Origin of the sequence: Mycolicibacterium pallens (genome assembly GCF_019456675.1) — a bacterium.
Taxonomy (GTDB): Bacteria; Actinomycetota; Actinomycetes; order Mycobacteriales; family Mycobacteriaceae; genus Mycobacterium; species Mycobacterium crocinum.
In genome coordinates this window covers 1960667-1982494 of record NZ_CP080333.1, presented here as the reverse complement: position 1 = coordinate 1982494, position 21828 = coordinate 1960667, and the positions used below count along the sequence as shown (strand labels likewise).

Annotated in this window: 21 protein-coding genes; 5 read left to right on the top strand and 16 right to left on the bottom strand. The window is 66.5% G+C overall.

Annotated features, from left to right (window positions below; translation table 11 throughout):
- Nucleotides 1–47: 47 nt before the first annotated feature.
- The 10 genes from K0O64_RS09770 to K0O64_RS09725 all read right to left on the bottom strand — a co-directional run bounded on the left by K0O64_RS09770 (nucleotide 48) and on the right by K0O64_RS09725 (nucleotide 9827).
- On the bottom strand, nucleotides 48–1265 hold the full coding sequence (locus tag K0O64_RS09770) for a cytochrome P450 (RefSeq protein ID WP_220046311.1): 1218 nt from the start codon (nucleotides 1263–1265) through the stop codon (nucleotides 48–50).
- Complete coding sequence (locus tag K0O64_RS09765; protein ID WP_220046310.1) at nucleotides 1262–2098, bottom strand: hypothetical protein; 837 nt, start codon at nucleotides 2096–2098, stop codon at nucleotides 1262–1264. The genes K0O64_RS09770 and K0O64_RS09765 overlap by 4 nt, the downstream gene beginning before the upstream one ends.
- Entirely contained in the window at nucleotides 2095–3273 is a 1179-nt protein-coding gene (locus tag K0O64_RS09760; protein WP_096310980.1) for an NHL repeat-containing protein, read from the bottom strand. The genes K0O64_RS09765 and K0O64_RS09760 overlap by 4 nt, the downstream gene beginning before the upstream one ends.
- Nucleotides 3270–4160: a NifU family protein gene (locus tag K0O64_RS09755; RefSeq protein WP_096310979.1), complete on the bottom strand. Its 891-nt coding sequence runs from the start codon at nucleotides 4158–4160 to the stop codon at nucleotides 3270–3272. Before K0O64_RS09755 ends, K0O64_RS09760 begins: the two co-directional genes overlap by 4 nt.
- Nucleotides 4144–5409, bottom strand: coding sequence for a tetratricopeptide repeat protein (locus K0O64_RS09750; protein ID WP_220046309.1), 1266 nt, complete (start codon nucleotides 5407–5409; stop codon nucleotides 4144–4146). The genes K0O64_RS09755 and K0O64_RS09750 overlap by 17 nt, the downstream gene beginning before the upstream one ends.
- Before the next feature lie 13 nt (nucleotides 5410–5422).
- Entirely contained in the window at nucleotides 5423–5668 is a 246-nt protein-coding gene (locus K0O64_RS09745; RefSeq protein ID WP_220046308.1) for a hypothetical protein, read from the bottom strand.
- A gap of 5 nt (nucleotides 5669–5673) precedes the next feature.
- Nucleotides 5674–6435, bottom strand: a complete 762-nt coding sequence (locus K0O64_RS09740; RefSeq protein WP_220046497.1) for a hydrogenase maturation protease — start codon at nucleotides 6433–6435, stop codon at nucleotides 5674–5676.
- A gap of 101 nt (nucleotides 6436–6536) precedes the next feature.
- Nucleotides 6537–8144: a nickel-dependent hydrogenase large subunit gene (locus K0O64_RS09735; RefSeq protein WP_220046307.1), complete on the bottom strand. Its 1608-nt coding sequence runs from the start codon at nucleotides 8142–8144 to the stop codon at nucleotides 6537–6539.
- 54 nt (nucleotides 8145–8198) lie between these two features.
- Nucleotides 8199–9170: an NADH-quinone oxidoreductase subunit B family protein gene (locus K0O64_RS09730; RefSeq protein ID WP_071946465.1), complete on the bottom strand. Its 972-nt coding sequence runs from the start codon at nucleotides 9168–9170 to the stop codon at nucleotides 8199–8201.
- Nucleotides 9171–9263: 93 nt separating this feature from the next.
- On the bottom strand, nucleotides 9264–9827 hold the full coding sequence (locus tag K0O64_RS09725) for a helical membrane plugin domain-containing protein (RefSeq protein WP_225933673.1): 564 nt from the start codon (nucleotides 9825–9827) through the stop codon (nucleotides 9264–9266).
- A 170-nt stretch (nucleotides 9828–9997) separates the two neighbouring features.
- Here K0O64_RS09725 and K0O64_RS09720 point away from each other — a divergent pair, with 170 nt between their 5' ends.
- The gene (locus tag K0O64_RS09720; RefSeq protein WP_096310975.1) at nucleotides 9998–11059 is read left to right on the top strand and encodes an AraC family transcriptional regulator; all 1062 of its coding nucleotides are present in this window, start codon (nucleotides 9998–10000) and stop codon (nucleotides 11057–11059) included.
- An 8-nt stretch (nucleotides 11060–11067) separates the two neighbouring features.
- Here the strand turns inward: K0O64_RS09720 and K0O64_RS09715 are convergent, their stop codons facing one another.
- Genes K0O64_RS09715 through K0O64_RS09700 form a run of 4 tightly spaced genes read right to left on the bottom strand, consistent with a single transcriptional unit; the run spans nucleotide 11068 to nucleotide 14803 of the window.
- Nucleotides 11068–11973: a LysR family transcriptional regulator gene (locus tag K0O64_RS09715; RefSeq protein ID WP_096310974.1), complete on the bottom strand. Its 906-nt coding sequence runs from the start codon at nucleotides 11971–11973 to the stop codon at nucleotides 11068–11070.
- Nucleotides 11970–12929, bottom strand: coding sequence for a CbbX protein (gene cbbX, locus K0O64_RS09710; RefSeq protein WP_096310973.1), 960 nt, complete (start codon nucleotides 12927–12929; stop codon nucleotides 11970–11972). Before cbbX ends, K0O64_RS09715 begins: the two co-directional genes overlap by 4 nt.
- Nucleotides 12930–12936: 7 nt before the next feature.
- Complete coding sequence (locus K0O64_RS09705) at nucleotides 12937–13362, bottom strand: ribulose bisphosphate carboxylase small subunit (protein WP_096310972.1); 426 nt, start codon at nucleotides 13360–13362, stop codon at nucleotides 12937–12939.
- A 10-nt stretch (nucleotides 13363–13372) separates the two neighbouring features.
- Nucleotides 13373–14803, bottom strand: coding sequence for a form I ribulose bisphosphate carboxylase large subunit (locus tag K0O64_RS09700; protein WP_071946474.1), 1431 nt, complete (start codon nucleotides 14801–14803; stop codon nucleotides 13373–13375).
- A gap of 242 nt (nucleotides 14804–15045) precedes the next feature.
- Between K0O64_RS09700 and K0O64_RS09695 the strand changes: the two genes are divergently transcribed.
- The gene (locus K0O64_RS09695) at nucleotides 15046–16044 is read left to right on the top strand and encodes a class I fructose-bisphosphate aldolase (RefSeq protein ID WP_096310971.1); all 999 of its coding nucleotides are present in this window, start codon (nucleotides 15046–15048) and stop codon (nucleotides 16042–16044) included.
- Here the strand turns inward: K0O64_RS09695 and K0O64_RS09690 are convergent.
- Both K0O64_RS09690 and K0O64_RS09685 read right to left on the bottom strand, forming a co-directional pair.
- On the bottom strand, nucleotides 16032–17270 hold the full coding sequence (locus K0O64_RS09690; protein WP_220046306.1) for a GAF domain-containing sensor histidine kinase: 1239 nt from the start codon (nucleotides 17268–17270) through the stop codon (nucleotides 16032–16034). The genes K0O64_RS09695 and K0O64_RS09690 overlap by 13 nt on opposite strands.
- Nucleotides 17270–17941 (bottom strand): response regulator, encoded by a 672-nt coding sequence (locus K0O64_RS09685; protein ID WP_096310969.1) that lies wholly within the window; start codon nucleotides 17939–17941, stop codon nucleotides 17270–17272. Before K0O64_RS09685 ends, K0O64_RS09690 begins: the two co-directional genes overlap by 1 nt.
- A gap of 127 nt (nucleotides 17942–18068) precedes the next feature.
- On the opposite strand from K0O64_RS09685, the gene rpe reads away from it, so the two are divergent.
- Genes rpe through K0O64_RS09670 form a run of 3 tightly spaced genes read left to right on the top strand, consistent with a single transcriptional unit; the run spans nucleotide 18069 to nucleotide 21737 of the window.
- Nucleotides 18069–18764, top strand: coding sequence for a ribulose-phosphate 3-epimerase (gene rpe / locus K0O64_RS09680; protein WP_096310968.1), 696 nt, complete (start codon nucleotides 18069–18071; stop codon nucleotides 18762–18764).
- On the top strand, nucleotides 18761–20800 hold the full coding sequence (tkt, locus tag K0O64_RS09675; RefSeq protein ID WP_096310967.1) for a transketolase: 2040 nt from the start codon (nucleotides 18761–18763) through the stop codon (nucleotides 20798–20800). The genes rpe and tkt overlap by 4 nt, the downstream gene beginning before the upstream one ends.
- Nucleotides 20793–21737 (top strand): phosphoribulokinase, encoded by a 945-nt coding sequence (locus tag K0O64_RS09670; RefSeq protein WP_096310966.1) that lies wholly within the window; start codon nucleotides 20793–20795, stop codon nucleotides 21735–21737. The genes tkt and K0O64_RS09670 overlap by 8 nt, the downstream gene beginning before the upstream one ends.
- Nucleotides 21738–21828 lie beyond the last annotated feature (91 nt).

Sequence of the window (21828 nt, the reverse complement as noted above, 5' to 3'; positions counted from 1 at the left end):
GTGAGGCGCAGGGGGATTTTTGGTACCCGCCAGTAACTTTCGTTCGCTCAGCGCACCGCGAGGTCGAGATGGGTGTGCCGCCGCGCAAGTACACTGGGCAACCATGGACCGACGTCGACGGTGTCGATCCAGGTCGTGCGATCGAGCAACAGGCTCAGGACTGTCGTCGCTTCGAGGCGTGCCAGTGGCGCTCCGAGACAGAAGTGCACACCTCTGCCGAATGACAGATGCCCCTTGGCGTTCGGCCGGCCGAGCCGGAATTCATCCGGGGCCTCGAAGTGGTCCGGATCGCGGTTGGCGGCTCCCCACAACAACAAGATCCGGGAATCGGCGGGCATCGCCACGCCGCAGAGATCGGTGTCCCGCAGCACGTGACGGTAGTGGGCCCGAAATGGCGGCTCCAGCCGGAGCGTCTCCTCGATGAAGCTGCCCAGCAACTCGGGGCTATTGCGAAGCTGCTCTTGCAGATCCGGGTTGCCGGCCAACAGCGACACCGCTGTGCCGAGCAACGACGCCGTGGACTCGCCACCGGCGCTGAACAGTGACACCAGGATGAGTTGCGCAGTGAACTCGTCCAATTGGCCGTCCAGGCAGGCTCTGGCCAGGTCGCCGATCAGGTCGTCGTGCGGATCGGCCATCGCCAGGCCGAGTTGGTCGACGATGTAGCCGGAAAGTTCAGTGATCGCGGTCATCGATGCGGCGAGCTCATCAGCCGACATGAGGCCGTCGAGCAGCTGGGTGGTCGCGTATCCCCAGTGCGCCAATCGATCGGTATCGACCTCGGGCACTCCGATGAGGCGGGCCACGATCGCCATGGGCAGACGGTTGGCGACCGTGTCCATCCACTCGATGCGGCCGTCGACGACGCCGGTAGACCATTGGTGCTCGAACACGTCGGCGATCAATGAGCCCAGGGCGGCAACATGTTTGGCTGTGAACTGCGAGAGCACGAGCTTGCGGTGCACCGCATGTACCGGGTCATCGGCAGTCACCAGGATGTGGGTGGTGCCGCCGACTCCATCCATGGGAAACGGCGCCACACCGCCTTCGGTGGTGTAGGTCATTGTCGCTGTCAGGTTCGAGGAGAAATCCTGTGGGCGCGCCGCGACGTCAGTGATGGCCGGCCAGGTGCAGGCAAGATAGAAGTCGGAGTCACCGACCCGATGGACCGGACCTGTGGAACGCAGTCGCTCGTAGAGCGGATAGGGATCCTGGATGCACTCCGCGCTGAAGAACTCTGCGGGGTCCACCGGAGCCGTGATCATGCGATCAGACCGAGCAAACCGGGATCGAACGTCGCCCGTGCGGCGACTGACGCCGCCGCCGCGGACACCACCAGAGCAGCGTCGCCCTCGTACCCTTTCGGGAACACGATCTCCGCGCTGTCGGCGTTCTCTCGATGCGCCATCAGCCAATCGTAGAGCAGCCAGTCCACCGCACACGTCACCGTCAACGGATCCGCCTCGGGTGAACGGGCCGCCGCCACCACCGCCTGCAGTGCGTCACGATGCTCCTTGCGGGCGGCCTCCTTGTTCACTCCCGAACTGTCGAAGAACAACATCCCCAGCGTCAGCGGAAACCGTTGACCCGCTTCAGTGCGCACCACCCAGCGGCCGCCCTTCCACGGCTTGTCCTGATCGAGAAAATGGAATTCACCGAAACCGCCGATGACGCCGATCGACGGATCATCGAGCTCCCCGTCGAACGGCGCGGGTCCCAGCAGATCCAGCGGCAGCCGTGCGCGGATCGAGAACAAGGCCGCGGTCCCGATGATCTTTCCGGCCCGCAGATCGGCAGCCAAGCCGGTCTGCTCCAGTGCCGCCGCATATTCGAAACACAACCGGTCCAACGTGCGGTGAAGCTCGAGCAGGCCGTCACGCTCCTCGGCATCCGCGGGTGGCCGACCGCCACCGAGAATCTCACCGAAGCGGCCCGCGGCGATGATCAGCGCATCGTCGAGTGCCTCGAGATGAGTGGCCACCAACCGGTCGGGTTCCTCGTCACCGACCACGAGGTTCTGCAACGAGGTCGGGGAGCCCGACGGTGTCGCCCAGTAAAAGCCGATCTGGCCGTCCTGCTGGATGATTCGGGGTCTCACGTCCGCCGCCAGATCATCACCCGATTGTTGCCGGAATCTGCAATTGCCAGCATGTCACCGCGCAGGGACAACCCATACGGCCAGCACAGCGTGTCGCGTTGCACTGACGTCCAGCGGTTCTCGCCGTTGGAGCTGAAATCCGGTTGAGCCAGCACATGGTCAGCACCCCGCCCGTCAATCGGCAGTCCGTCCCACAACAGGACCCGATTGTTGGCGGTGTCGGCCACCGCCAACCGCTCACCATCCAGGCACGCCGAATACGGGAAGCGGAAGCGATCAGATGTGTGTGGCCCGTAGGGCCATTCGAGCGCGCTGGTGAAGTCCGGTTGGCCGAGCACCGTATCGGCGTCCCGGTCGGCGCCCGGCGGTGGCGACCACCCCAGCAACCGGTGATCACCGGCGTCTGCGACCAGCAGCAGATCGTCGTGGCCGGTGATGTCGTGGGGCCAGCGGAACGTGGCCGGACCGACCTCACCACCCCGATTCTCCTCCCGCGCGGACGCATCGGGCTGCCCCAGCACCACGTCGGCGGGCTGATCGGGTTCGGGAATGCCGTTGCGCCAGCCGAGGACTCGCCGGTTGCCGGTGTCCGCGACCCAGAAGGCCGAGCCGATGATGCCGATACCGAACGGCCAGTACAGCGTCGAGGCCGAACAAACACCACCACGGTTCTCCGTCACCGAGGCGGCGTCGGGCTGTCCGAGCACCAGATCGGGTGCCACGTCACTGCTCTGCGGCACGGTGTTCCACACCAGAATCCGATGGTGCCAGGCGTCCGCGACCACCAACCGACCGTCGTGCACCAGGACGCCGGCCGGCAGGTTCATCCCGCGTTCCGGGCCGCGGCCGCCCGCCGCGCGGCCTTCCGACTCACCGTTCGGCTGACCGAGCACGACGTCGGCGGGCTGCTCGTCGTCCTCGGGTAGTCCGTGCCAGATCAGGACACGGTGATTGCCCGAGTCGGCCACCACCACGTGCCGCTCGCCGACATAGACCCCGCGCGGTGAATACATCCACGCCATAGACGGTTTCGCCGGTGGCAATGCCAGCCCACCGGGTGCGGGTGCGCCTAGCCACAGGGCAGGTGACCAGCCGTCGGTGAGATCGACATCCGGAATCACATCAGCGCGAGTGCCGAGACCGCTGATGTTGTGCCGAACGGTGTAGCGGCTCATCCGCCGACGCGGACCCAGACGACGCCGTCGTCGACACGCAGCGGCAACTGTTCCAGCTGGGCGCCCGGCGCGCTGAGGCACTCCCCCGATGTCGCGTCATAGCAGAATCCATGCCACGGGCAGGTCAACGTGTTACTGCTGAGGTCCAGCACAGCGTTGTCCAAGGGCAGTGCCTCGTGCGCACATTCGTTGCGGTAGGCCGACAGTCGCTGGCCGGCGTTCACCACGATCACCTCGGCGTGCTCGCCGGTAGCCGTGGTCAGACTCAACGGTGACAGTTCGTCGACAGCCAGATCGACGGCGGGGCCGACCTTGACCCACCCTTCACCGGCCGGGTCGCGTCCGATTCGCAGCGCCTCGATCGGAATCAGGGTGGGCGTCGGTTCATTCGGCAACACCTCCACCGCCGCGATCGACGGAACTCCCTGCACCAGAGCCTCTTCGACGAGGTTCCGCAACGTCACCGACGACATCGAACAACCGTTGCAGGCCCCCTCCAGGCGGACGAACGCGGTGCCGTCGTCGACCCGCACCAGTGTCACATCCCCACCGTGGCTGTTCAGTTGCGGCCGTACCGAAGCCAGCACCTGGTTGGCGTGGGTCACCGGGTCGGGTCGCACGATCCCGTGCAGCGACAACAACAGATGAACGGTCGGATCGTCGACCAACTCGAACAACACGTCTCGGGCCGAGTCGTCGGAGCGCATCCGGCGCACCATCGTCACCAGACCGGCACGGTGAATCTCCTCGATCGCCGCCTTCAGCTCCTCGGCCACCTCGCGCGCCGCGGGATCCAAGGTGCCCAACGCGGCGACGGCCTCGTCGACGCGTGTGGCGAGGTTCTCGAAAGTCGGCTCAGCGACTGGTCGCTCAGTTGTCGTCGACATCGCTGCCGTCCGTCCTGCCCAGCGTGATCTGCCGAGCGATCTCGTCGAGTACGCCGCGCACCGTCCGCACCGAGTCGCCGTCACCGAGCTCCTCGAACAGGAACCGGGCTTCGTACAGCTTGGCTTTGGCCTGGTCGAAAGAACCCAGGTGCGCCAACACGTTGCCCTGATTGGCCAGCACCCTCGCCCGGCCCATTGGATCGCTCTCGCGGTCGCGGGCCTCGAGGACCGCTTCGTAGAGTTCCACGGCCTCCACCAGGTTGTCGGCCTGGTGCTTCGACGGTGTGTACACGAGCGAATTCGCCAGGTTCAGCTGCACACTGGCCCACTGCTCGGGATACTCCTCGCGGGTGTAGACCTTGAGCGCCGAGCGCAGCGACTGCGCAGCGATGCCCAACCGCAGCTGGCCGGAGGCCTCCGTCATCGGCATCGTGAGATATGCAGTCGCCAGATTCGCGTGCGCCGACGCCCACAGCAGCGGGGCTTCCTCGCGCAGGATCAGCTGCAACGCCGAATGGTAATGCGGCACAACGGCTGCCAGCAGCTCAGGCCGGTCGGGCGCCTGTTCGTGCAGAAGTCCCGCCAGGTTCAGGTGAAGTTCGGCCCTGGTGACCCGTAATCCGTCGGCACCCTCGAGGGCTTTCAGCGCCGTCTCGAACCGCCGCACGGCGTCCGGGTGGCCGCCGTGCGCGGCGATCGACGCCGCCGCACCGAGCAGAACACCGCACAGCGGTTTGGATACACCCGCCGCGTCGTCAGCCGCCTGATCGAGCAGCGCGGTCGCCCGCGCCGCGTCGCCGTCGTTGAACGCGCTACTGGCTTGGGTCGATAACACCAGAGCCGCGAGCTCGGCGGTGGCCGACCCTAACTCCGGTGCGACATCCGAGCGGCCGACGGCGAACAGCACAATATCCACCAGAACCGCGAATTCGCCCAGGACCGAGCGTAGTTCGTCGGGATTGTCACCGTCCGGGTCCATCACGAAGCGGTTGTAGCGGCTGACCGGGTCATCACCGTCCAGCGCTGCCAGCGCCCCGTCGCGATCGCCGGCCAGGGCGAGCTCATGCGCCCGCAGCGCGGCGGGCCAGTGCGGTACGTTGCCGGTGAGCAGCACCGCGCGAGCTTCCTCGGTTTCGGCCCCTGCGGGAATCAGCATGTAACCCAGTGGAAGTGGGAACGCCCCCAGCGGCTGTGGTCGCACCGCAAGGACCTCGGTGTCGACGGGTTCGGTGTTGGCAAGTGTGGTCACAGCTGTTCTCCCGTCATCCGTGGATGGGTCCGCGGATATCGCGCTCGGCGGCGCGTTTGATCAATCGAGCCGACAGTTCGGCGCGGGCTTTGGTGTTGTGGGTGTCGATGCGCTTGCGCACCACCCCGTCGGCGGAGACCACCACGATGTCGACCGCCCAGCGACCGCGCTCCTCAACGACGACGGTCTGCACGTCCAGGGCCTCGTCGGTGGAGCTGTCGTTGCGGGGGGTGGTCTTCGGCCGAGGCTCTTCACACATGAGGATCACCGCGCCGACCCCAGCGGAATCCGCAACGCTTGCTGTGCATCGTCCCAGAATGCCTGACGATCGCCGGTGACGGGGCGGTCTGCGAGCACCTCGCGAACCAGCAGGGATCGGTCACCCGCGGGGTTGCGTTGTTTCAGCAGCAGCCCGCCGCTGCGGGGTCCGCGTAGCGGGATCAACCAAAGGTCTTCCTCACGCACCATCGCCGCCACGGCATCCGACGGGAATCGGCTGGCCGCCAACACCGCATCGAGTCGGATATAGCCGTCGCCGGTGAACTGCACCGAGATGTCGTCGCCGATCTGCGGCCGCAGTGGACCCAGATAGTCGCGCTCGAGAAGCTCGATCACCTGCTCCATCCCGGCCTCGACCGGTTCCGACAGGTCGGCACCGAGCTCGACACCACCCGCCTCGATAAGGAACACGGTGATATCGCTCGGACACGCATCGGCCAGCACCCAGCGGGCGAAGGCGATCGCGTGATCCCACCGGAACGAGTGGGTGTGCAAACCATGCAGCGGTGGCAGATCCGCCAGTTCCTCGCCGGGCACCCGGTAGACGGTTCCTGGCGCGGCACCGGTGGCCGAGGCGTCGACTATCACGACGCGCTCGGCGCCCCGCATCTGGAACGCCACGTCCATGCCTGCGGTGCCACCGTCGACCAGGCGAGCCCCGGTGGGCACACCGCGCTCCCAGAGATGCCGGACCAGAACCGGTCCAACCCCGTCGTCACCGCGCAGCAGATTGCCGCAGCCCACCACCAGAACCGCACACCCAGGCGGTCCGATATCCGAAGGGGTTTGGATATCGGAACCGCCTGGGTTGCTGCGGGAGTCGTGCGCCCCAGGCTCGATCGCCGGGATCACACCATTCCGTTTATGACGAACTTCGAGAGCTCCTTGCCTGTCTTACCGTCGTAGGCGTGCACGGTGCACACCAGGCAGGAGTCGAAGCTGCGTGCCACGTGGCCAAGTTCGACGGGATCGCCCGGATCGACGATCGGTGAACCGACCAACGCCTTCTCGATCGGGCCCAGCACTTCGTTGCCGTCTCGCGGCCCGATGTTCCACGCGGTCGGGGTGATCACCTGGTAGTTCTTGATCTTGTTGTCTTCCAGGACGATCCAGTCGCTCAGCGAGCCCCGCGCCGCCTCGGTGGAGCCGAAGCCCTTGCCCTCGGCGTATTCGGTGGGCTTGGTGTAGAAGCTTTCCTTGAGGTCGAGCTGGTCGAGCCAGGACTTGACCCACTTGTAGTACTTGGGGGCTTCGTGCATCCGCGCCAGCTGGCGGACCAGCACGCTGGGACCGATCTTGTTCATGATGTCCACGAACAGCGGATCATTGTCCTGGTGCGCCCCGGCATTCGGTCCGCCGGCCGCGATCCGGCGCGCCAGCGGCCCCGCTTCCAGCGGAATGTTGCCCAGGTCGCCGACGGTGTAGCGCGGCGACTTCGCCCAGCTGTACTTGCCCTGCTTCTTGCCGGCTTCGGGATCGACCGGGATGGTCTCGCCGTCGAACGGATGCAGTGGCGTGCTGCCTTCGTAGAACGAGTGGGTGACATCCTCGCGGACGTTGGCTTGATCGAACTCGTACCACTGGCCCTTGGCATAGATGCCGCCCCGGCCGATCAGCGCCGCGTTGCGGCCCTCGATGGTGGGGTTCTCGTAGAGCGTCGGGTCGAAGTAGGTGCCGGTGGCGATGTAATTGCCCACACCCTGCCCGTACTTGTCGAGGCCGATGTCGAGGGCGTAGCGGATGAAGAACCCGCAGTCGCTGTTGTATTGGGACTCGTTCTCATCGACCCAGGCCAGGACGTCTTCCCAGGTCTTGTTCTCCAGCCACCGGTCGATGCTGCACCCCAGCCACTGGCCCTCGAGCCAGTTGTCCTTCCAGTGCTCCAGGATCGCGATCGAGCGGGTGACGTCCGACAGCGTGGGCGCCGACATCACACCGCCGGGGACCATGAAGCTCGAGTGCGGCCACTGTCCGCCGAAGATTGCATACACCTCGACGGGCTTGTTCGAAAGCACAACGCCAGGTTGGTAACTGGTGCCGACGTATGGCGCGAAGCGGCGGACGGCCTCGTCGTAGAGCTTGGACTTGGCGTAGTTCTTGTTGGTCAGGTCGATCGCGAAGAGCGCGTAGAAGTAGCGCGGGATCGACTGCAGGGTTTCGCAGGCCTGGGCGATGTTGCGGATCAACGTGGCGTTCGGCGGCATGTGGGTACGCCACGCGGTGTCCAGGGCATAGGCCGACTTGTATAGATGGCTGCCTCCGCAGATACCGCAGATGCGGGGACAGACGACGAGACCGGACTGCGGGTCCTTGCCCCGCAGGATGATCTCGAAGCCGCGGAACATCGCGGCTTCCGTCCAGGCCGAGGTGACGACACCGTCGTCGATGGTGACCCGGACGTCGAGGTCACCCTCGACACGGCCCAGTGGGCTGACGTAAAGGTCGAGCGCGGTCATGAGAAAGTCCTCCAAAAGGTGAAAGCTGAACCAGGGCTGGTGGTTTCGCAGCGGCTAGACGACGAACATGTCCTCTTTGGACCACTGCGGTGCGGCGATGCGGGCCGCCGCCGCGTGTGCCATGTACGTCAGGTGGTCGGATCCCTCCGGCACTTCCTTGGGGATCACGCCGCCGACCTTCTGGGTCTTGAACAGCGTCCCGGGCGCCAGGTCGAAGTGCGGGAACTCCGGCTCGGTGCAGCCTAGGCAGGGCATGCCGGCCCGGGTCTTGGACGACTGCCGGTTCCACAGGATGCGGTTGCACGGCGAATGCGTCATCGGTCCGCGGCAGCCGAACTCGTAGAACAGACAACCGGTGCGGGTGCCCTCGCCGAAGGACATGGTCGATTGCTTGTATTCGAAGAACTGCACACGGGTGCAACCAGTTTGGGTGAACGTCTTGAAGAACGTCTCGGGCCGGTGCAGCTCGTCGAGGGCGATGTCACCCGCCCGGCCGGTGGCCAGCGCGACGATGATCTGGGTGATCCAGTCGGGGTGCGCGGGGCAGCCCGGGATGTTGATCACCGGAAGGCCCATCTTGGACCGGAAATCCGGCCCGAGGAACCCGCCCTTGTCCCGCTTGTGGAACTGCAGACCGGTCGATGCCGACGGATTGGGTTCCATCGCGGGGATGCCACCCCAGCAGGCGCAGTCACCGATCGCGACGACGATCTGCGCGGCGGCGGCCAGGTCGGTGACCCAATCCTTCATCGGCCGGTCGGCGAAGATGTCCATCCGGCCGGTGCCGTTGGGCGCTTCGATGACGCTGCCCTCGAAGACGAAGATGTCCAGCGGACGTTCACCCTTGGCGCAGTCCCAGAACACCTTCTGCGCATTGGCGCCGAGCTCCAGGCCCAGTGACGGATGCCAGATCAGATCCAGGCCGAAGTCGACGATCAGGTCGACGACGTTGGGTTCCTCGGCGTTGAGAAACGACATGGTGTTGCCACTACATGCGCCTCCCTGAAACCACAGAACGGAAGCCATATACGAACTCCTCTCAGAGGACGACCGAGGGCGCGGCCGAAATGGGTTGGGCTGAAACGACTGTGCGACGGGGCGTCGGACAAGCGCGGGGCACTATTGACCAACCTGGCGACCGAAGGCGCGGGCTACTTGAATCATGAAGCCCAGGCCTCGTGCCACGTCAGGGTCCTTGGTCACCTTCCAGAGCCCGAATAGGCCCTTTGGTCCTCCGGGGTCGGCGGCCGCGGCCTCCTTGCCCTCGGCGACCGCCTGCCCCACCTGGAGCAGCAGAGTATTGAGGGCAGGCGCCGCAACGACGAGCGAATTCGACAGCGTCACAAGGGTTTGTGTCAACCCCTGGACGTCGACGCCCTTGAGCGCCTCAGCGCCCGGCAGCACGCCCGCAACCGAAACGCCCTTGAAGTCGTTGACCGCCGATGTCAGCGAGTCGGTGATCAGATCGCCGCGCCGGACGAAACCGTCCAGTCCGGTGACCAGGACAGCGAGCAGGTCGGCATGGTCGAGCAGGGCGTTCAGCGACGCGGCGACCGTCGGATCGTCGAGCCGGTCACGAATCTGATCAGCCGGCGAAACCGCGACTGCCTGCCCGTTAGCCGTCATGCAAACCTCCCGATCGCTCCTGCTCGCATCGCCACTGGCAAATGTGGCCTCCGTCACAAGCTAGCGGGCCGTTGACACGATGCCTATCGCTTTCGCGCAGTAGCTGTCAGGATTACGCAGAGTTCAGTACGCTGGTGCGCGCTGGGAAGCTGGGAGGCTTGCGTGATTACCGCGGATACTTTAACCAAAACTTCATTTTTCGGCCGGAAAATCCGTGGTCAGAGCTAATGTCGCGCCTCACCCGCCTCGGCTACATCGACGTCCGTCGCACCAGCAATCCGGTGCGCCGCAAGGTCCGCTCCCGGGGTGTGCCGCCGGCGCTGGCCCACAATGAGATCTTCTACACCGAGGACGTCCCGGAGGCGTCCCGACTGATCGCCAAGACCCTCGGGCCGCTGAGCCTCACGGTCGCGCCCAACCAGGTCAGCGGGTTTGCTGCCACGATGCACGGCGTGCGGTTGCGCAACGTCAGCATGCTCTACCTGGACGTGCATGTGGCGGCGGCGATCGACATCCCGATGCTCGGCCCCTACTACGGCGTGCACATGCCGATGAACGGGCGTGCGATCGTCGAGCATCGCGGAAAAACGTTCGAGGCCAATACGATCCGCTCGGCAGTAACCAGCCCGGGGGTGTCGCTGCGGATGGCTTTCGACCACGACTCCCCGCAGCTGATCATCAGGGTGGAGGAACGGGCGATGGCGGCGCATCTCACGCGCCTGCTGGGCCGAAGCCTCAAGCGCCCGCTGGTGTTCGAGCCCGAGTTCGACATGGCCACCGAAGCCGCCATGCGGTGGCACACCGCCGTCCAGCTCATTCACACCGAGGTGTTCCACGAGGGTTCCCTGATCCAGCGGGGCCAGGGCATCGGTGCGGTGGAAGAACTCGTGATGAGCAGCCTGCTGCAGTTGCAGCCGTCGAATTATCACGAGGAGTTCCTCGCGCCACCGCCGTCCGACCAGCGTCGGGCCGTGGTGCAGAACGCGATGAACTACGTCGACGACCACCTGGCCGAGCGGATCACGATGGACGCCATCGCCAGAGCCGTGCACATGAGCGTGCGATCCATCCAGCAGGGTTTCCGCGAGGAACTGGGAATGAGCCCGATGAGTTTCGTTCGGGAACGCCGCCTGGAACGCGTGCACGAGGAGCTGGCCGACGCGCTGCCCTCCGACGGCGTGACCGTCACCCAGGTGGCCGAACGCTGGGGGTTCCATCACCTGGGCAGCTTCGCCGTCGAGTACCGCAAGCGTTGGGGCGAGGCGCCGTCAGAAACTCTGCGGCGCTGATCTATTGGCTAGGAAGCGGCGCTGCGGACCGCGCTGATCGGGCGCCAGCCCAACCCGCGCTCCGCGACCAGATGTTTGACCAACAGCTGGGTCGACATGGTCGGGGTGAGCTGACTGACCAGATGCCACGGCCGGTTCAACGGCGTGCCGGCAACCGGGATCTGCACGAGGGCCCCGCTGTCCAGCTGGGCCGCAACCGCCTGCTGGGACACCAGCGTGACGCCCAGACCCGCCCCGGCGGCGGCGACCACCGCACCATGCGAACCGAGTACCAGCAGCGGCGGCCTCACGTCGAGATCGTCGAGCAACGCCATCGTGGCCGACCGGGTGCCAGAGCCCGGCTCGCGCAGCAGCCAAGTCGCCGATGAGGGCTCGAAATTCGTTGCCGCAGACGGTTGCCCGACGACAATCAGGGTATTCGGGCTCACCGCACGCACTCTGGTCTTCTTGCGCAGATCATCAGGCGGGCGGCCGGCCACCACCAGATCGACCTCGTGGCGGGCGAGCATGGGCCATACCGCGTTGCGCGAGGCCACCTCAAGGTGAAGCACCACCCCCGGGTACCTGGCCCGAAACGACGCCAGTGCCGCCGGGATCAACAGCTCACCAGCTGTCGTGACGGCGGCCAGGCGGACCGAGCCGTTCTCGGGGTCGGCCTCCCCGCGGGCAGCCAGAATGGCCTCATCGTGCAGGCCGAGTATTCGGCGGGCGTATTCGACGTAGCACTGACCGGCCGCCGTCAGCTTGACACCCCTGCCGTCTCGGTCGATCAGCGCGATACCGATCTCAGCCGATAGCGCCCGCACAGCCGACGATATCGAGGATTCGGTCACCACCAGACGCTCAGCGGCACCCCGCACCGATCCGGTGTCGGCGAGCTCGACAAGTGCGCGCAGCCTGGCCTTCGTCGTCATCGCGGTACCTGCCCTTCGCCACCGTCGAATACGCGGCTGCTCAACAGATCCGCGGGCTCGATCGTCGACAACTCTGCCAGGCCGACGGCGCCGGGCTGCGCCAACAGCCGCCGCGCGTGTCGAAGCCGCGCCCGCTCCAGCGCATTGCGGACGCTGCGGGCGTTGGCGAACCAGGGCTGATCCACCCGCAGGCGCAGGTAGTCGCCGAACACCGACGCGGCCTCCTCGGAGAACCCATACCCCATGGCTTCGCTCATCAATGCGGCGATCTGACCGAGTTCGTCGACGGTGTAGTCCGGGAACGAAATATGGTGGGCGATACGGCTTTGCATGCCGGGATTCGCTGAGAAGAACTGGTCCATCTTGTCGGCGTATCCGGCCAGGATCACCACGAGATCGTCGCGGTTGTTCTCCATCACCTGCAGCAGGATCTCGATCGCCTCGGAACCGTAGTCACGTTCGTTCTCGACCTTGTAGAGGTAGTAGGCCTCGTCGATGAACAGCACGCCGCCCATCGCCCGCTTGATGACCTCCTTGGTCTTGGGTGCGGTGTGCCCGACGTACTCCCCCACCAGGTCGTCGCGGGTGACGCTGACCAGATGACCGCGCCGCAGATAGCCCAGCCGGTGCAACAGGTCGGCCATCCGCAGCGCCACCGTGGTCTTGCCGGTGCCCGGGTTACCGGTGAAGCACATGTGCAGGGTGGGTTGCACGGCGTCGATACCGAACCGCGCCCGCATCCGGTCCACCAACAGCAGTGCGGCGATCTCGGCGATACGTGTCTTGACTGGCTCGAGGCCCACCAGCTCGGCGTCGAGCCGGCCAAGAACATCGTCAATACCCGAATCATGTCGGGCAGCAGCGAGATCCACGACGGCATCGGCCGACAGCACCTCGGGCTCCGTGTCGTCGGACCGAAATCCGAACGACACCCGTGGATTGGCGGCCGTGGTCACCGTCGCCTCACTCGCCGGGGTATCGCCGGCCAGCCGGGCGATCGGTGGCGTAGGCGTGCGTGGTGTAACCAATCGTGCGGTTGGCCCGCTCGGCCCGATCCAGCCGGAAGCCGGGCTCATCCGGTGGCCGGTTCACGATGAAGGACAGTGCCGTGGTCTGCCTGCCGAGGCTGGCGTCATAGGCGTTGAGCCGGATGTAGTGGTCCGGGTAGGCGGCGCGGCAGGCGTTGACCTCCATCAGCACTCCCGCGGCGTCCATCAGATCGAACATCGGCAGGCCCCACATCTCCCAATAGATGTTGCGCGGGTGCGGATCGTCGGTGAACTCCACCGACAGCGGCCAGCCGTGACTGAGCGCGTAATCGATCTGCGCGGTGATCTCCTCGTCGGTGAAATCGGGCAGATAGGAGAAGGTGCCCTGGGTGATTCGCATACTCATCTCCTCAGATGCTCGTCGGGGTGGCGACGACGTCGGGGGTGTCGGTGGATTCGTAGTTGAAGGTGATGTCACCCCAGGTCGCCAGCGCGGTGTCCAGTGCACGATTGCGGCTGGCGGCCTTCTTCAGAATGTCAGGGCCCTCTTTGTAGTAGTCGCGACCTTCGTTGCGCGCCTTGATCATCGCCTCCAGCGCGACCCGGTTGGCCTCGGCCCCCGCCGCGATGCCCATCGGATGGCCGATCGTGCCGCCACCGAACTGGAGCACCACGTCCTCGCCGAGGTAGTGGATCAGCTGGTGCATCTGGCCGGCGTGGATACCACCGGAGGCCACCGGCATCACTCCGGGCATCGACGCCCAATCCTGATCGAAGAACAGGCCTTTCACCGGATCGGCGTCGACGTGGTCCAGCCGCAGGGTGTCGTAGAACCCGGCGGTGGTGTTGGGGTCGCCTTCCAGCTTGCCCACCACGGTGCCGGCGTGGATGTGGTCGACACCGGCCAGCCGCATCCATTTCGAGATCACCCGGAAGCTCACACCGTGGGTCTTCTGCCGGGTATAGGTGCCGTGACCGGCCCGATGCAGGTGCAGGATCACGCTGTTGTCGCGGGCCCACTTGGCCATCGACTGGATCGCGGTGTAGCCGATCGTGAGGTCGATCATCACGATCGCCGAGCCCAATTCGGCGGCGAAATTGGCCCGCTCGTACATCTCCTCCATGGTCCCGGCGGTGATGTTGAGGTAGTGGCCCTTGATCTCGCCGGTGGACGCCTGGGCGCGGTTGACCGCCTCCATGCAGTAGAGGAACCGGTCCCGCCAGCGCATGAAGGGCTGGGAGTTGATGTTCTCGTCGTCCTTGGTGAAGTCCAGTCCGCCGCGCAGGGCCTCGTAGACCACACGGCCGTAGTTGCGTGCCGAGAGTCCGAGCTTGGGCTTGGTGGTGGCGCCCAGCAGCGGGCGGCCGAACTTGCCCAGATGCTCACGCTCCATGACGATTCCGTGCGCGGGTCCCTGGAAGGTCTTGACGTACTGGGTCGGGATCCGCATGTCTTCCAGCCGCAGTGCCTTCAGCGGTTTGAACCCGAAGACATTGCCGATGATCGAGCTGGTGAGGTTGGCGATCGAGCCCTCCTCGAACAGGTCCAGGTCGTAGGCGATCCAGGCGATCCACTGCCCGGGTGTGCCCGGCACCGCGTCGACCCGATAACACTTGGCCTGATAATGCTCGAACGTCGTGAGCCGGTCGGTCCACACCACCGTCCAGGTCGCCGTGCTGGACTCGCCCGCGACAGCGGCGCCGGCCTCTTCGGGTGGCACACCGTCCTGCGGGGTGATCCGGAACGCGCACAGGACGTCGGAGTCCTTCGGCACGTAGTCCGGCTGCCAGTAACCCATCTCTGCGTAGGGGATGACCCCCGCGTTCCATCTCTGCGTCATGCTTCGAATGCTGCCCGTCCAACACTGAACCTGTCTATCTAGAATTCTGCCCTAACTCTTGACTGATTACTTCACTATTGATCACTCCCCCGAACCGTCCACCGCTTGGGTGAGGTTTGACCGCTCGACCGTCCCTACCGTGACCGGAGCACGACGAGCAGACGCAAAGTCACACGTTTCGAGGCACTTTGGGGTGGCCGTGTGTCTGCTCACGCCCGAACCCGGAACCAGGGAGGCTCGCCATGACCACGATTCGACAGATCGCCCAGCAGATGACCACATTCGGCAAGGGCATTCTGGCCGCCGACGAGAGCATCGGCACGATGTCGTCCCGGCTGAAGAACGCCGGCGTCGAACCCACCGCGCTGAGTCGTCGCGACTACCGTGAATTGCTCGCGACGGCACCGGATTTGGCGTACGGCGTCTCGGGCATCATCTTTTGCGATGAGACGCTGAATCAGACGTTCGCCGATGGCACTCCCTTTCCCGACGCGTGCCGCGCCCGGGGGATCCTGCCCGGCATCAAGGTCGACACCGGTGCCAAACCCTGCCCCGGCCTTCCCGGTGAGACCGTTACGGAGGGGCTCGACGGCTTGGCCGAGCGTTTGGCCGAATACGCGAAAACCGGTGCGGCGTTCGCGAAGTGGCGTGCGGTGTTCACCATCACCGACAACACACCCAGCCGCGGTTCGATCGTGACCAACGCCAATGCGCTGGCGCGCTACGCGGCGGCCTGCCAGGAGGCGGGCTTGGTCCCGATCGTCGAACCCGAGGTGCTGATGGCCGGCGCCCACGGCATCGGGCGCTGCACCGAGGTCACCGCCGCCGTCCACCAGAGCGTGCGCGAGCAACTGGCGCTGCTCAATGTCGACCTGGCCGGGATCGTGCTGAAGCCGAACATGGTCACCGAAGGTGACGATCATCCGCACCCGGCCACCCCCGACGAGGTGGCCGCCGCCACGGTCGACGTGCTGCGCAGCTGGCCCGGCGACCTCGCGGGGGTGGCATTCCTGTCCGGCGGTCAGCCCCCGCAGCGGGCCACCGCGAACCTGGCCGCGATGCAGAGCTACGACACTCCGTGGCCGCTGACCTTCTCGTTCGGCCGGGCACTGGTGTCACCGGCGCTCGCGGCCTGGCGCGGCGACGAGGAACGAATCGGCGACGGTCAGGCGGCGCTGTCGGCGCACGTCGCGGCCAACGCGGCGGCGGTGCGGATGCGCGGCGAGCTTCAGTCGGTCTGAGCCGGATCGCTGACGTCGAGCGGAATCGTCACCGTCACAGTGGTTCCCGAGCCGGGCCGTGCCCGGACCGCGAGCCTACCGCCGACGAGCTCGGCCCGCTCGGCCATCGACAACATGCCGTAACCGCCGACATTATTGGTGCCCGGCACCCGTTCCTCGCCCGGGTCGAAGCCAATCCCGTTGTCGGACACCTCGAGCCGGGCGACACCGTCGGCGACGGTGAACGACACCGTCGCCGTCAGCGCGCGTGAGTGCTTGACCACGTTCTGCAAGCTCTCCTGAGCGATGCGGTACAGCGCGACCTCGATGTGCTCGGGCAGCCGCTCGTCGGCGAGCTCGAGTTCCAGATCCACTTCCATGATCGACGAGGCCAGGCTGGCCAGCCCGCCAGCCAGGCCGAGGTCGTCGAGCACCGGAGGGCGCAGACCGCCGATGGCCGAGCGGGCCTCGGCGAGTGTGAGATCGGCCAGATCACGCGCCTTCTCGATCTGTTCGACGGCCTCGGCCGTCTCGGCGTCGTCGACGGCCCGCGCGGCGGCGTCCAGCCGGTAGGTGAGGCTGACCAGGCGTTGTGAGATGCCGTCGTGGATGTCGGCGGCCAGCCGGCGGCGCTCGCTTTCCTGAGCGGCGATCACCTGCTCGGCGAAGTTCTCGTGGGCCCGCTCGCGGGCACTGAGCTGCCGGTGCAGCCGCGCCTGGTGCAGCGCTCCGGCGATCAGCCGCCCGATCACCAGCAGCAGCTGGATGTCACGCGGGGTGAAGTCACGTCGAGAAATGGTGTGTACGTTGAGAACTCCGACCAGACCGCCGGGCTCGGTCTCCATCGGCGCCGAGGCCATCGAGGTGAAATCCGACCCCCGCAGCGACACGATCGGCACGTAGCGCGGATCGTCCTCCTTGTTGCTGATGATCACCACCGGCTCGCGATGGCTGGCCACCCAACCCGAGACCCCCGACCCCAGCGGCAGCCGCACCCGGCCGACCTGCTCGTCGAACGGCGGAGTGGCACCGGCCAGAGTCAGCGAGCGGTCGGTGTCGTCGAGAACGTGGACGAAGCACACGTCGGACGCGGTGGCGGCGGTGATCATCCGGGCGACGGCGGCGGCCATCGGTTCCACTCCGGGTCCGCTGGAGGTGGCGGCGATGATGTCGAGCAGCAGCGCCACCTCGCGGTCGGCGTCGACCAGGCCGTGGACGTCGTGAGCGCCGAGGCCCCCGGTCGGCATCACTGGAAGATGCCCTCCCGCAGGGCGGTGGCCACGGCGCTGGTGCGGTCGCTGACCCCGAGCTTGCGGTAGATCGACCGAAGGTGGCTCTTCACGGTCTCGTCACCGATCACCAACTTGGTGGCGATACCGCGGTTGGACAGCCCGGTCACGACGAACGACAGGATCTCGCTTTCGCGTTGAGTCAGGCCGTGGCGCGCACCCGGCCAGAACTCGTCGCGTTGCAATCGGGCCGCCGTGTCGACGGCACGGGCCGCCAGGCCGGGGTCGATCGCCGTCGCCCCGCCCTGCACCAGTTCGAGCTGCCGCACGAGTTCGTCACTGCTGATGCCCTTCAGCAGATATCCCGACGCGCCGACCCGCAATGCCTGGAACAGATACTGCTCGTCGTCGTAGACCGACAACAGGATCACTTTGCGCTCGGGGTCGCGCTCGCGAACCGCGCGGCACAGATCAAGACCGCTGGCACCCTGCATCCGCACGTCGCACAGCACGATGTCGGGCTTGAGGCTGGCGATCACGTTCAGCGCCATGTCGACACCCACGGCCTCCCCCACCACCCGCACTCGATTCTTGAACGGGGAGAGCATGGCCTTGAGACCTTCGATGACCATCTCGTGATCGTCGACGAGAACGACTCGCACAGGTCCATTCGTCGTCGGTGCGGTCATGCGACCACGATAAGGCACAGGTCTTTTCAATCCCGGCAACTTAACTCGATCGGTCCCCCCTTCGGGGGACATCAGCCCGGGCCTGCCGGTCCTAGCATTCGCCCCAGAAACGAGGAGGTGCGCGCTGATGAGCGTGAGGACGATATCGGCACCCAAGCTGGTGGCCTCGGTGCTGCCGGCGGACTTCGCCGAGCTCGGCCGTGACGTCGAGCAGATCGACAAGGCCGGGATCGACCGCATCCAATGGGATGTGATGGACGGGTCATTCGTGCCCAACCTGACGTTCGGGCCGGACGTGATCGCCGCCAACCGCAGCCGCACCCCGATCGGCTTCGAGGCACATCTCATGGTCGACGACCCCGATCCGATGTTGCACCGCTGGGTCGACGCGGGATGCCAGATCGTCATCGTGCACGCTGAAGCCTGCCGCCATCTGCATCGAACCCTGTCGCACATCAGGGATCTCGGAGCACTGGCGGGAGTGGCGCTCAACCCGGCGACACCACTGGACGCCGTTGTCAACGTCCTCGACGTGACCGATCTGTTGCTGGTGATGACGGTCAACCCCGGCTTCGGCGGCCAACGCTATCTGGCCGACATGGAACCCAAGATTGCCGCGGCGCGCGCCGAGATCGACCGGCGTGGCTTGGATATCGAGCTCGAGGTCGACGGCGGAATCAACACCGCGACCATCGGTGCGGCCGCCGCTGCCGGAGCCGACGTGTTCTGCACCGGTTCCGCATTGTTCAGTGGACCGGGCAGCATGAACGACCGCGCGGATGAAATGCGCACCGCCGCAACGCAACGGCTGGTCCTGCGATGACCGTGGCCCCAAGCGTCGAGGACGAAGCCCGAACCGACGAGCTGGATCTTCTCGCGCTCAACACGATTCGGTTCCTGGCCGCCGACGGCGTGCAGGCCGCCAACAGCGGTCACCCCGGCTTGCCGCTCGGCGCGGCCGGCATTGGATGGACGTTGTGGTCGCGACATCTACGCCACGACCCGGCCAATCCGAACTGGCCGGACCGGGACCGGTTCGTGCTCTCGGCAGGCCATGGCTCGATGCTGCTGTACGCCCTGCTACACGTGTTCGGTTACGACCTGCCCGCTGACGAGCTGCGCCGGTTCCGCCAGCTCGGATCCAAGACTCCCGGACACCCCGAGTACGGCCACACCCCCGGCGTCGAGACCACCACCGGCCCGCTGGGTCAGGGACTGGCCAACGCGGTGGGAATGGCTCTGGCCGAACGAATGTTGGCGCAGCGCTGCAACACCGACGAGCACACCGTCGTCGATCACCGCGTGTGGGTGCTGGCCGGTGACGGCTGCCTGATGGAAGGCATCAGCCACGAGGCGGCATCGCTGGCCGGGCGACTCGGTCTCGGCAAGCTGGCAGTCATCTTCGACGACAACAACATCACCATCGACGGGCCTGCGCAGCGCAGTTGCGCCGACGACGTCGAAGCCCGCTTCACCGCCTATGGATGGCACGTGCTGCGCGTCGAGGACGGCAATAACGTGCCTGCCCTCGATCGCGCATTTGCCGCGGCGCGGGAGAACGAGGACCGGCCGACGTTCATCCGGGTGAAGACCACCATCGGCTACGGCGCACCCGGAGTCGAGGGCACCTCGAAAGCCCATGGCAGTCCGCTGGGGCCGCAGACACTCGCCGCCATGCGGGCCCGATTGGACTGGCCGGACACCGAATTCCACGTTCCGACAGCGGTTTCCGATACCGCGTTGGCCGCCGCCACGCAAGGCGGCGCCGCCCGCGCCGTCTGGGAGCAGATGCACGCCGACTGGAAAGAGGCGAATCCGGGACTGGCACAACACTTCCCGCTCGACCGGGTGCCGGAACCGGCGACCGTGGACGTCCTGACTCAGCTCAGTGGCGAGGTCGCGGAGTCGACCATGGCCACCCGCAAGGCCTCCGGAGCGGCGCTGACCGCGCTCGCCGAGGTGTACCCCGGACTGATCGGCGGATCCGCCGACCTCGCGGCGTCGACCAACACCGCGATCCCCGGGGGCGATATCGCCCCCGGGGACTACGCGGGACGCACCATTCACTTCGGAATCCGCGAGCACGCCATGGCCGCGGTCATGAACGGAATCGCTCTGCACGGCGGACTGCGACCGTTCGGCAGCACGTTCTTGGTGTTCGCCGACTACCTGCGCCCCGCACTTCGCCTCTCGGCGCTGATGCGGTTGCCGGTCCTCTATCTGTTCACCCATGACTCCGTGCACGTCGGCGAGGACGGGCCCACCCATCAGCCCATCGAACAGCTCGAGTCGCTGCGGCTGATCCCCGGGCTCACGGTGCTGCGGCCGGCCGATGCCGCCGAGACCGCGCTGGCCTGGGAACTCGCAGCCGCCAACCTGGACGGGCCCACCGCGCTGGTCCTGTCCCGCCAGGACCTGCCGGGACTCGGCGCCGCCGGCCTCGAGGACATCCGCGTGCACGGCGCCCGCACCGTCCGCACCGCACTGGACCGGGCCGACGTCGTGCTCGGCGCATCCGGTTCCGAGGTCGCCCTGGCGCTGCAGGCCGCCGACCTACTGGCCGAACGCGGCGTGGATGCCGCCGTCACATCGGTGATGTGCCGGGAGTGGCTTGAGGCCGCGCGCGACCCGAACGATCGCCCCGAGACGCCCACGGTGTGGATCGAAGCGGGCGTCCCGACCGGCTGGCGTGCATTGGCCGGGCCGGGTGACGCCGTGGTGGGCCTCAGCCGCTTCGGTGAGAGCGGGCCCGGGCCGCAGGTCGCCGAACACCTCGGCTTGTCGGCGGCCGCGGTGGCCGAGACCGCACTGCGAACCCTCGGCCAATCCACCGGCAAACCCCCGGATAGCGATGGCTGACAAGATGATTCGCATTCGTCGCGCCTCGCACGAGGACCGTCGTCGGCCGGTACTGCTGGCCATTGCCGGAGATAGCGCGGCAGGCAAGTCGACGGTCGCCCAGGGGATCGTCGACGCCCTCGGCCCGCAGCGATGCACGATGTTGTCCACCGACGACTATCACCGCTACGACCGCTACGAACGCGCGCACAAACCGTTCACCGCGCTGCACCCGGACTGCCACTACCTGCCGATCCTGGCCCAGCACCTGCAGTTGCTGGCCACCGGCCAACCGATCCTCAAACCGGTCTACGACCACAGCACCGGGCGGTTGATCCGTCCGCAGCTCGTCGAGCCCGCCGAGGTGATCATCGTCGAGGGGCTGCTGCCGCTGCACAGCAAGCTGGCGCGGGCCTGCTTCGACGTCACCGTCTACCTCGACCCACCCGAGCAGATCCGGCGGTCCTGGAAGATCACCCGTGACACCACCAGCCGTGGCTACACCGAGGAGCAGGTGCTGGCCGAATTGGTCGAACGGGAGGCCGAATCAGCGCAGTTCATCCGCCCCCAGCGCTCGCACGCCGACATCGTCGTCCGCTTCGCCCCCATCGAGGCGCGCGACGACGCGCCCGGCACGCCACTCTCGGCGTCGTTGCTGCTGCGCACCACCATCCAGCAGCCCGACCTCTCGGAGGCGCTGGCGCCGGGAATGGCGCGCACCATCCACATGCGCCTCGCCCGCGATGGTGACGGGCGACCGGTCGACAGCGTGCACGTGCACGGCTACGCCAGCCCGGAGGAAAGTGCCACCGCCGAGAAGATGGTGTGGCATGCACTCGGCCGCGACGGGTCGGCGGTCCCCGAGGCGCTGGGCCGGATCGGCGCCGACGAACGCAGCACCCCGCTGGCCATCACCCAGATGGTGCTGATGCACCACGTTCTGGCCGCCGGCCGGTAGGTAGATGGAGGCCGACGATGGCATGGGTGACGTTTGGCTACGCCAACCCCCCTATCGGGGGATGCCGGTGGGCATCGGCCCAGCTCATACT

Bases quoted from the DNA above. Each gene is read 5' to 3' on its own strand.
- K0O64_RS09770 (WP_220046311.1), bottom strand. From the start codon at position 1,265: ATGATCACGGCTCCGGTGGACCCCGCAGAGTTCTTCAGCGCGGAGTGC.
- K0O64_RS09760 (WP_096310980.1), bottom strand. From the start codon at position 3,273: ATGAGCCGCTACACCGTTCGGCACAACATCAGCGGTCTCGGCACTCGC.
- K0O64_RS09755 (WP_096310979.1), bottom strand. From the start codon at position 4,160: ATGTCGACGACAACTGAGCGACCAGTCGCTGAGCCGACTTTCGAGAAC.
- K0O64_RS09745 (WP_220046308.1), bottom strand. From the start codon at position 5,668: ATGTGTGAAGAGCCTCGGCCGAAGACCACCCCCCGCAACGACAGCTCC.
- K0O64_RS09735 (WP_220046307.1), bottom strand. From the start codon at position 8,144: ATGACCGCGCTCGACCTTTACGTCAGCCCACTGGGCCGTGTCGAGGGT.
- K0O64_RS09730 (WP_071946465.1), bottom strand. From the start codon at position 9,170: ATGGCTTCCGTTCTGTGGTTTCAGGGAGGCGCATGTAGTGGCAACACC.
- K0O64_RS09720 (WP_096310975.1), top strand. From the start codon at position 9,998: ATGTCGCGCCTCACCCGCCTCGGCTACATCGACGTCCGTCGCACCAGC.
- K0O64_RS09715 (WP_096310974.1), bottom strand. From the start codon at position 11,973: ATGACGACGAAGGCCAGGCTGCGCGCACTTGTCGAGCTCGCCGACACC.
- K0O64_RS09705 (WP_096310972.1), bottom strand. From the start codon at position 13,362: ATGCGAATCACCCAGGGCACCTTCTCCTATCTGCCCGATTTCACCGAC.
- K0O64_RS09700 (WP_071946474.1), bottom strand. From the start codon at position 14,803: ATGACGCAGAGATGGAACGCGGGGGTCATCCCCTACGCAGAGATGGGT.
- K0O64_RS09695 (WP_096310971.1), top strand. From the start codon at position 15,046: ATGACCACGATTCGACAGATCGCCCAGCAGATGACCACATTCGGCAAG.
- K0O64_RS09690 (WP_220046306.1), bottom strand. From the start codon at position 17,270: ATGCCGACCGGGGGCCTCGGCGCTCACGACGTCCACGGCCTGGTCGAC.
- K0O64_RS09685 (WP_096310969.1), bottom strand. From the start codon at position 17,941: ATGACCGCACCGACGACGAATGGACCTGTGCGAGTCGTTCTCGTCGAC.
- rpe (WP_096310968.1), top strand. From the start codon at position 18,069: ATGAGCGTGAGGACGATATCGGCACCCAAGCTGGTGGCCTCGGTGCTG.
- tkt (WP_096310967.1), top strand. From the start codon at position 18,761: ATGACCGTGGCCCCAAGCGTCGAGGACGAAGCCCGAACCGACGAGCTG.
- K0O64_RS09670 (WP_096310966.1), top strand. From the start codon at position 20,793: ATGGCTGACAAGATGATTCGCATTCGTCGCGCCTCGCACGAGGACCGT.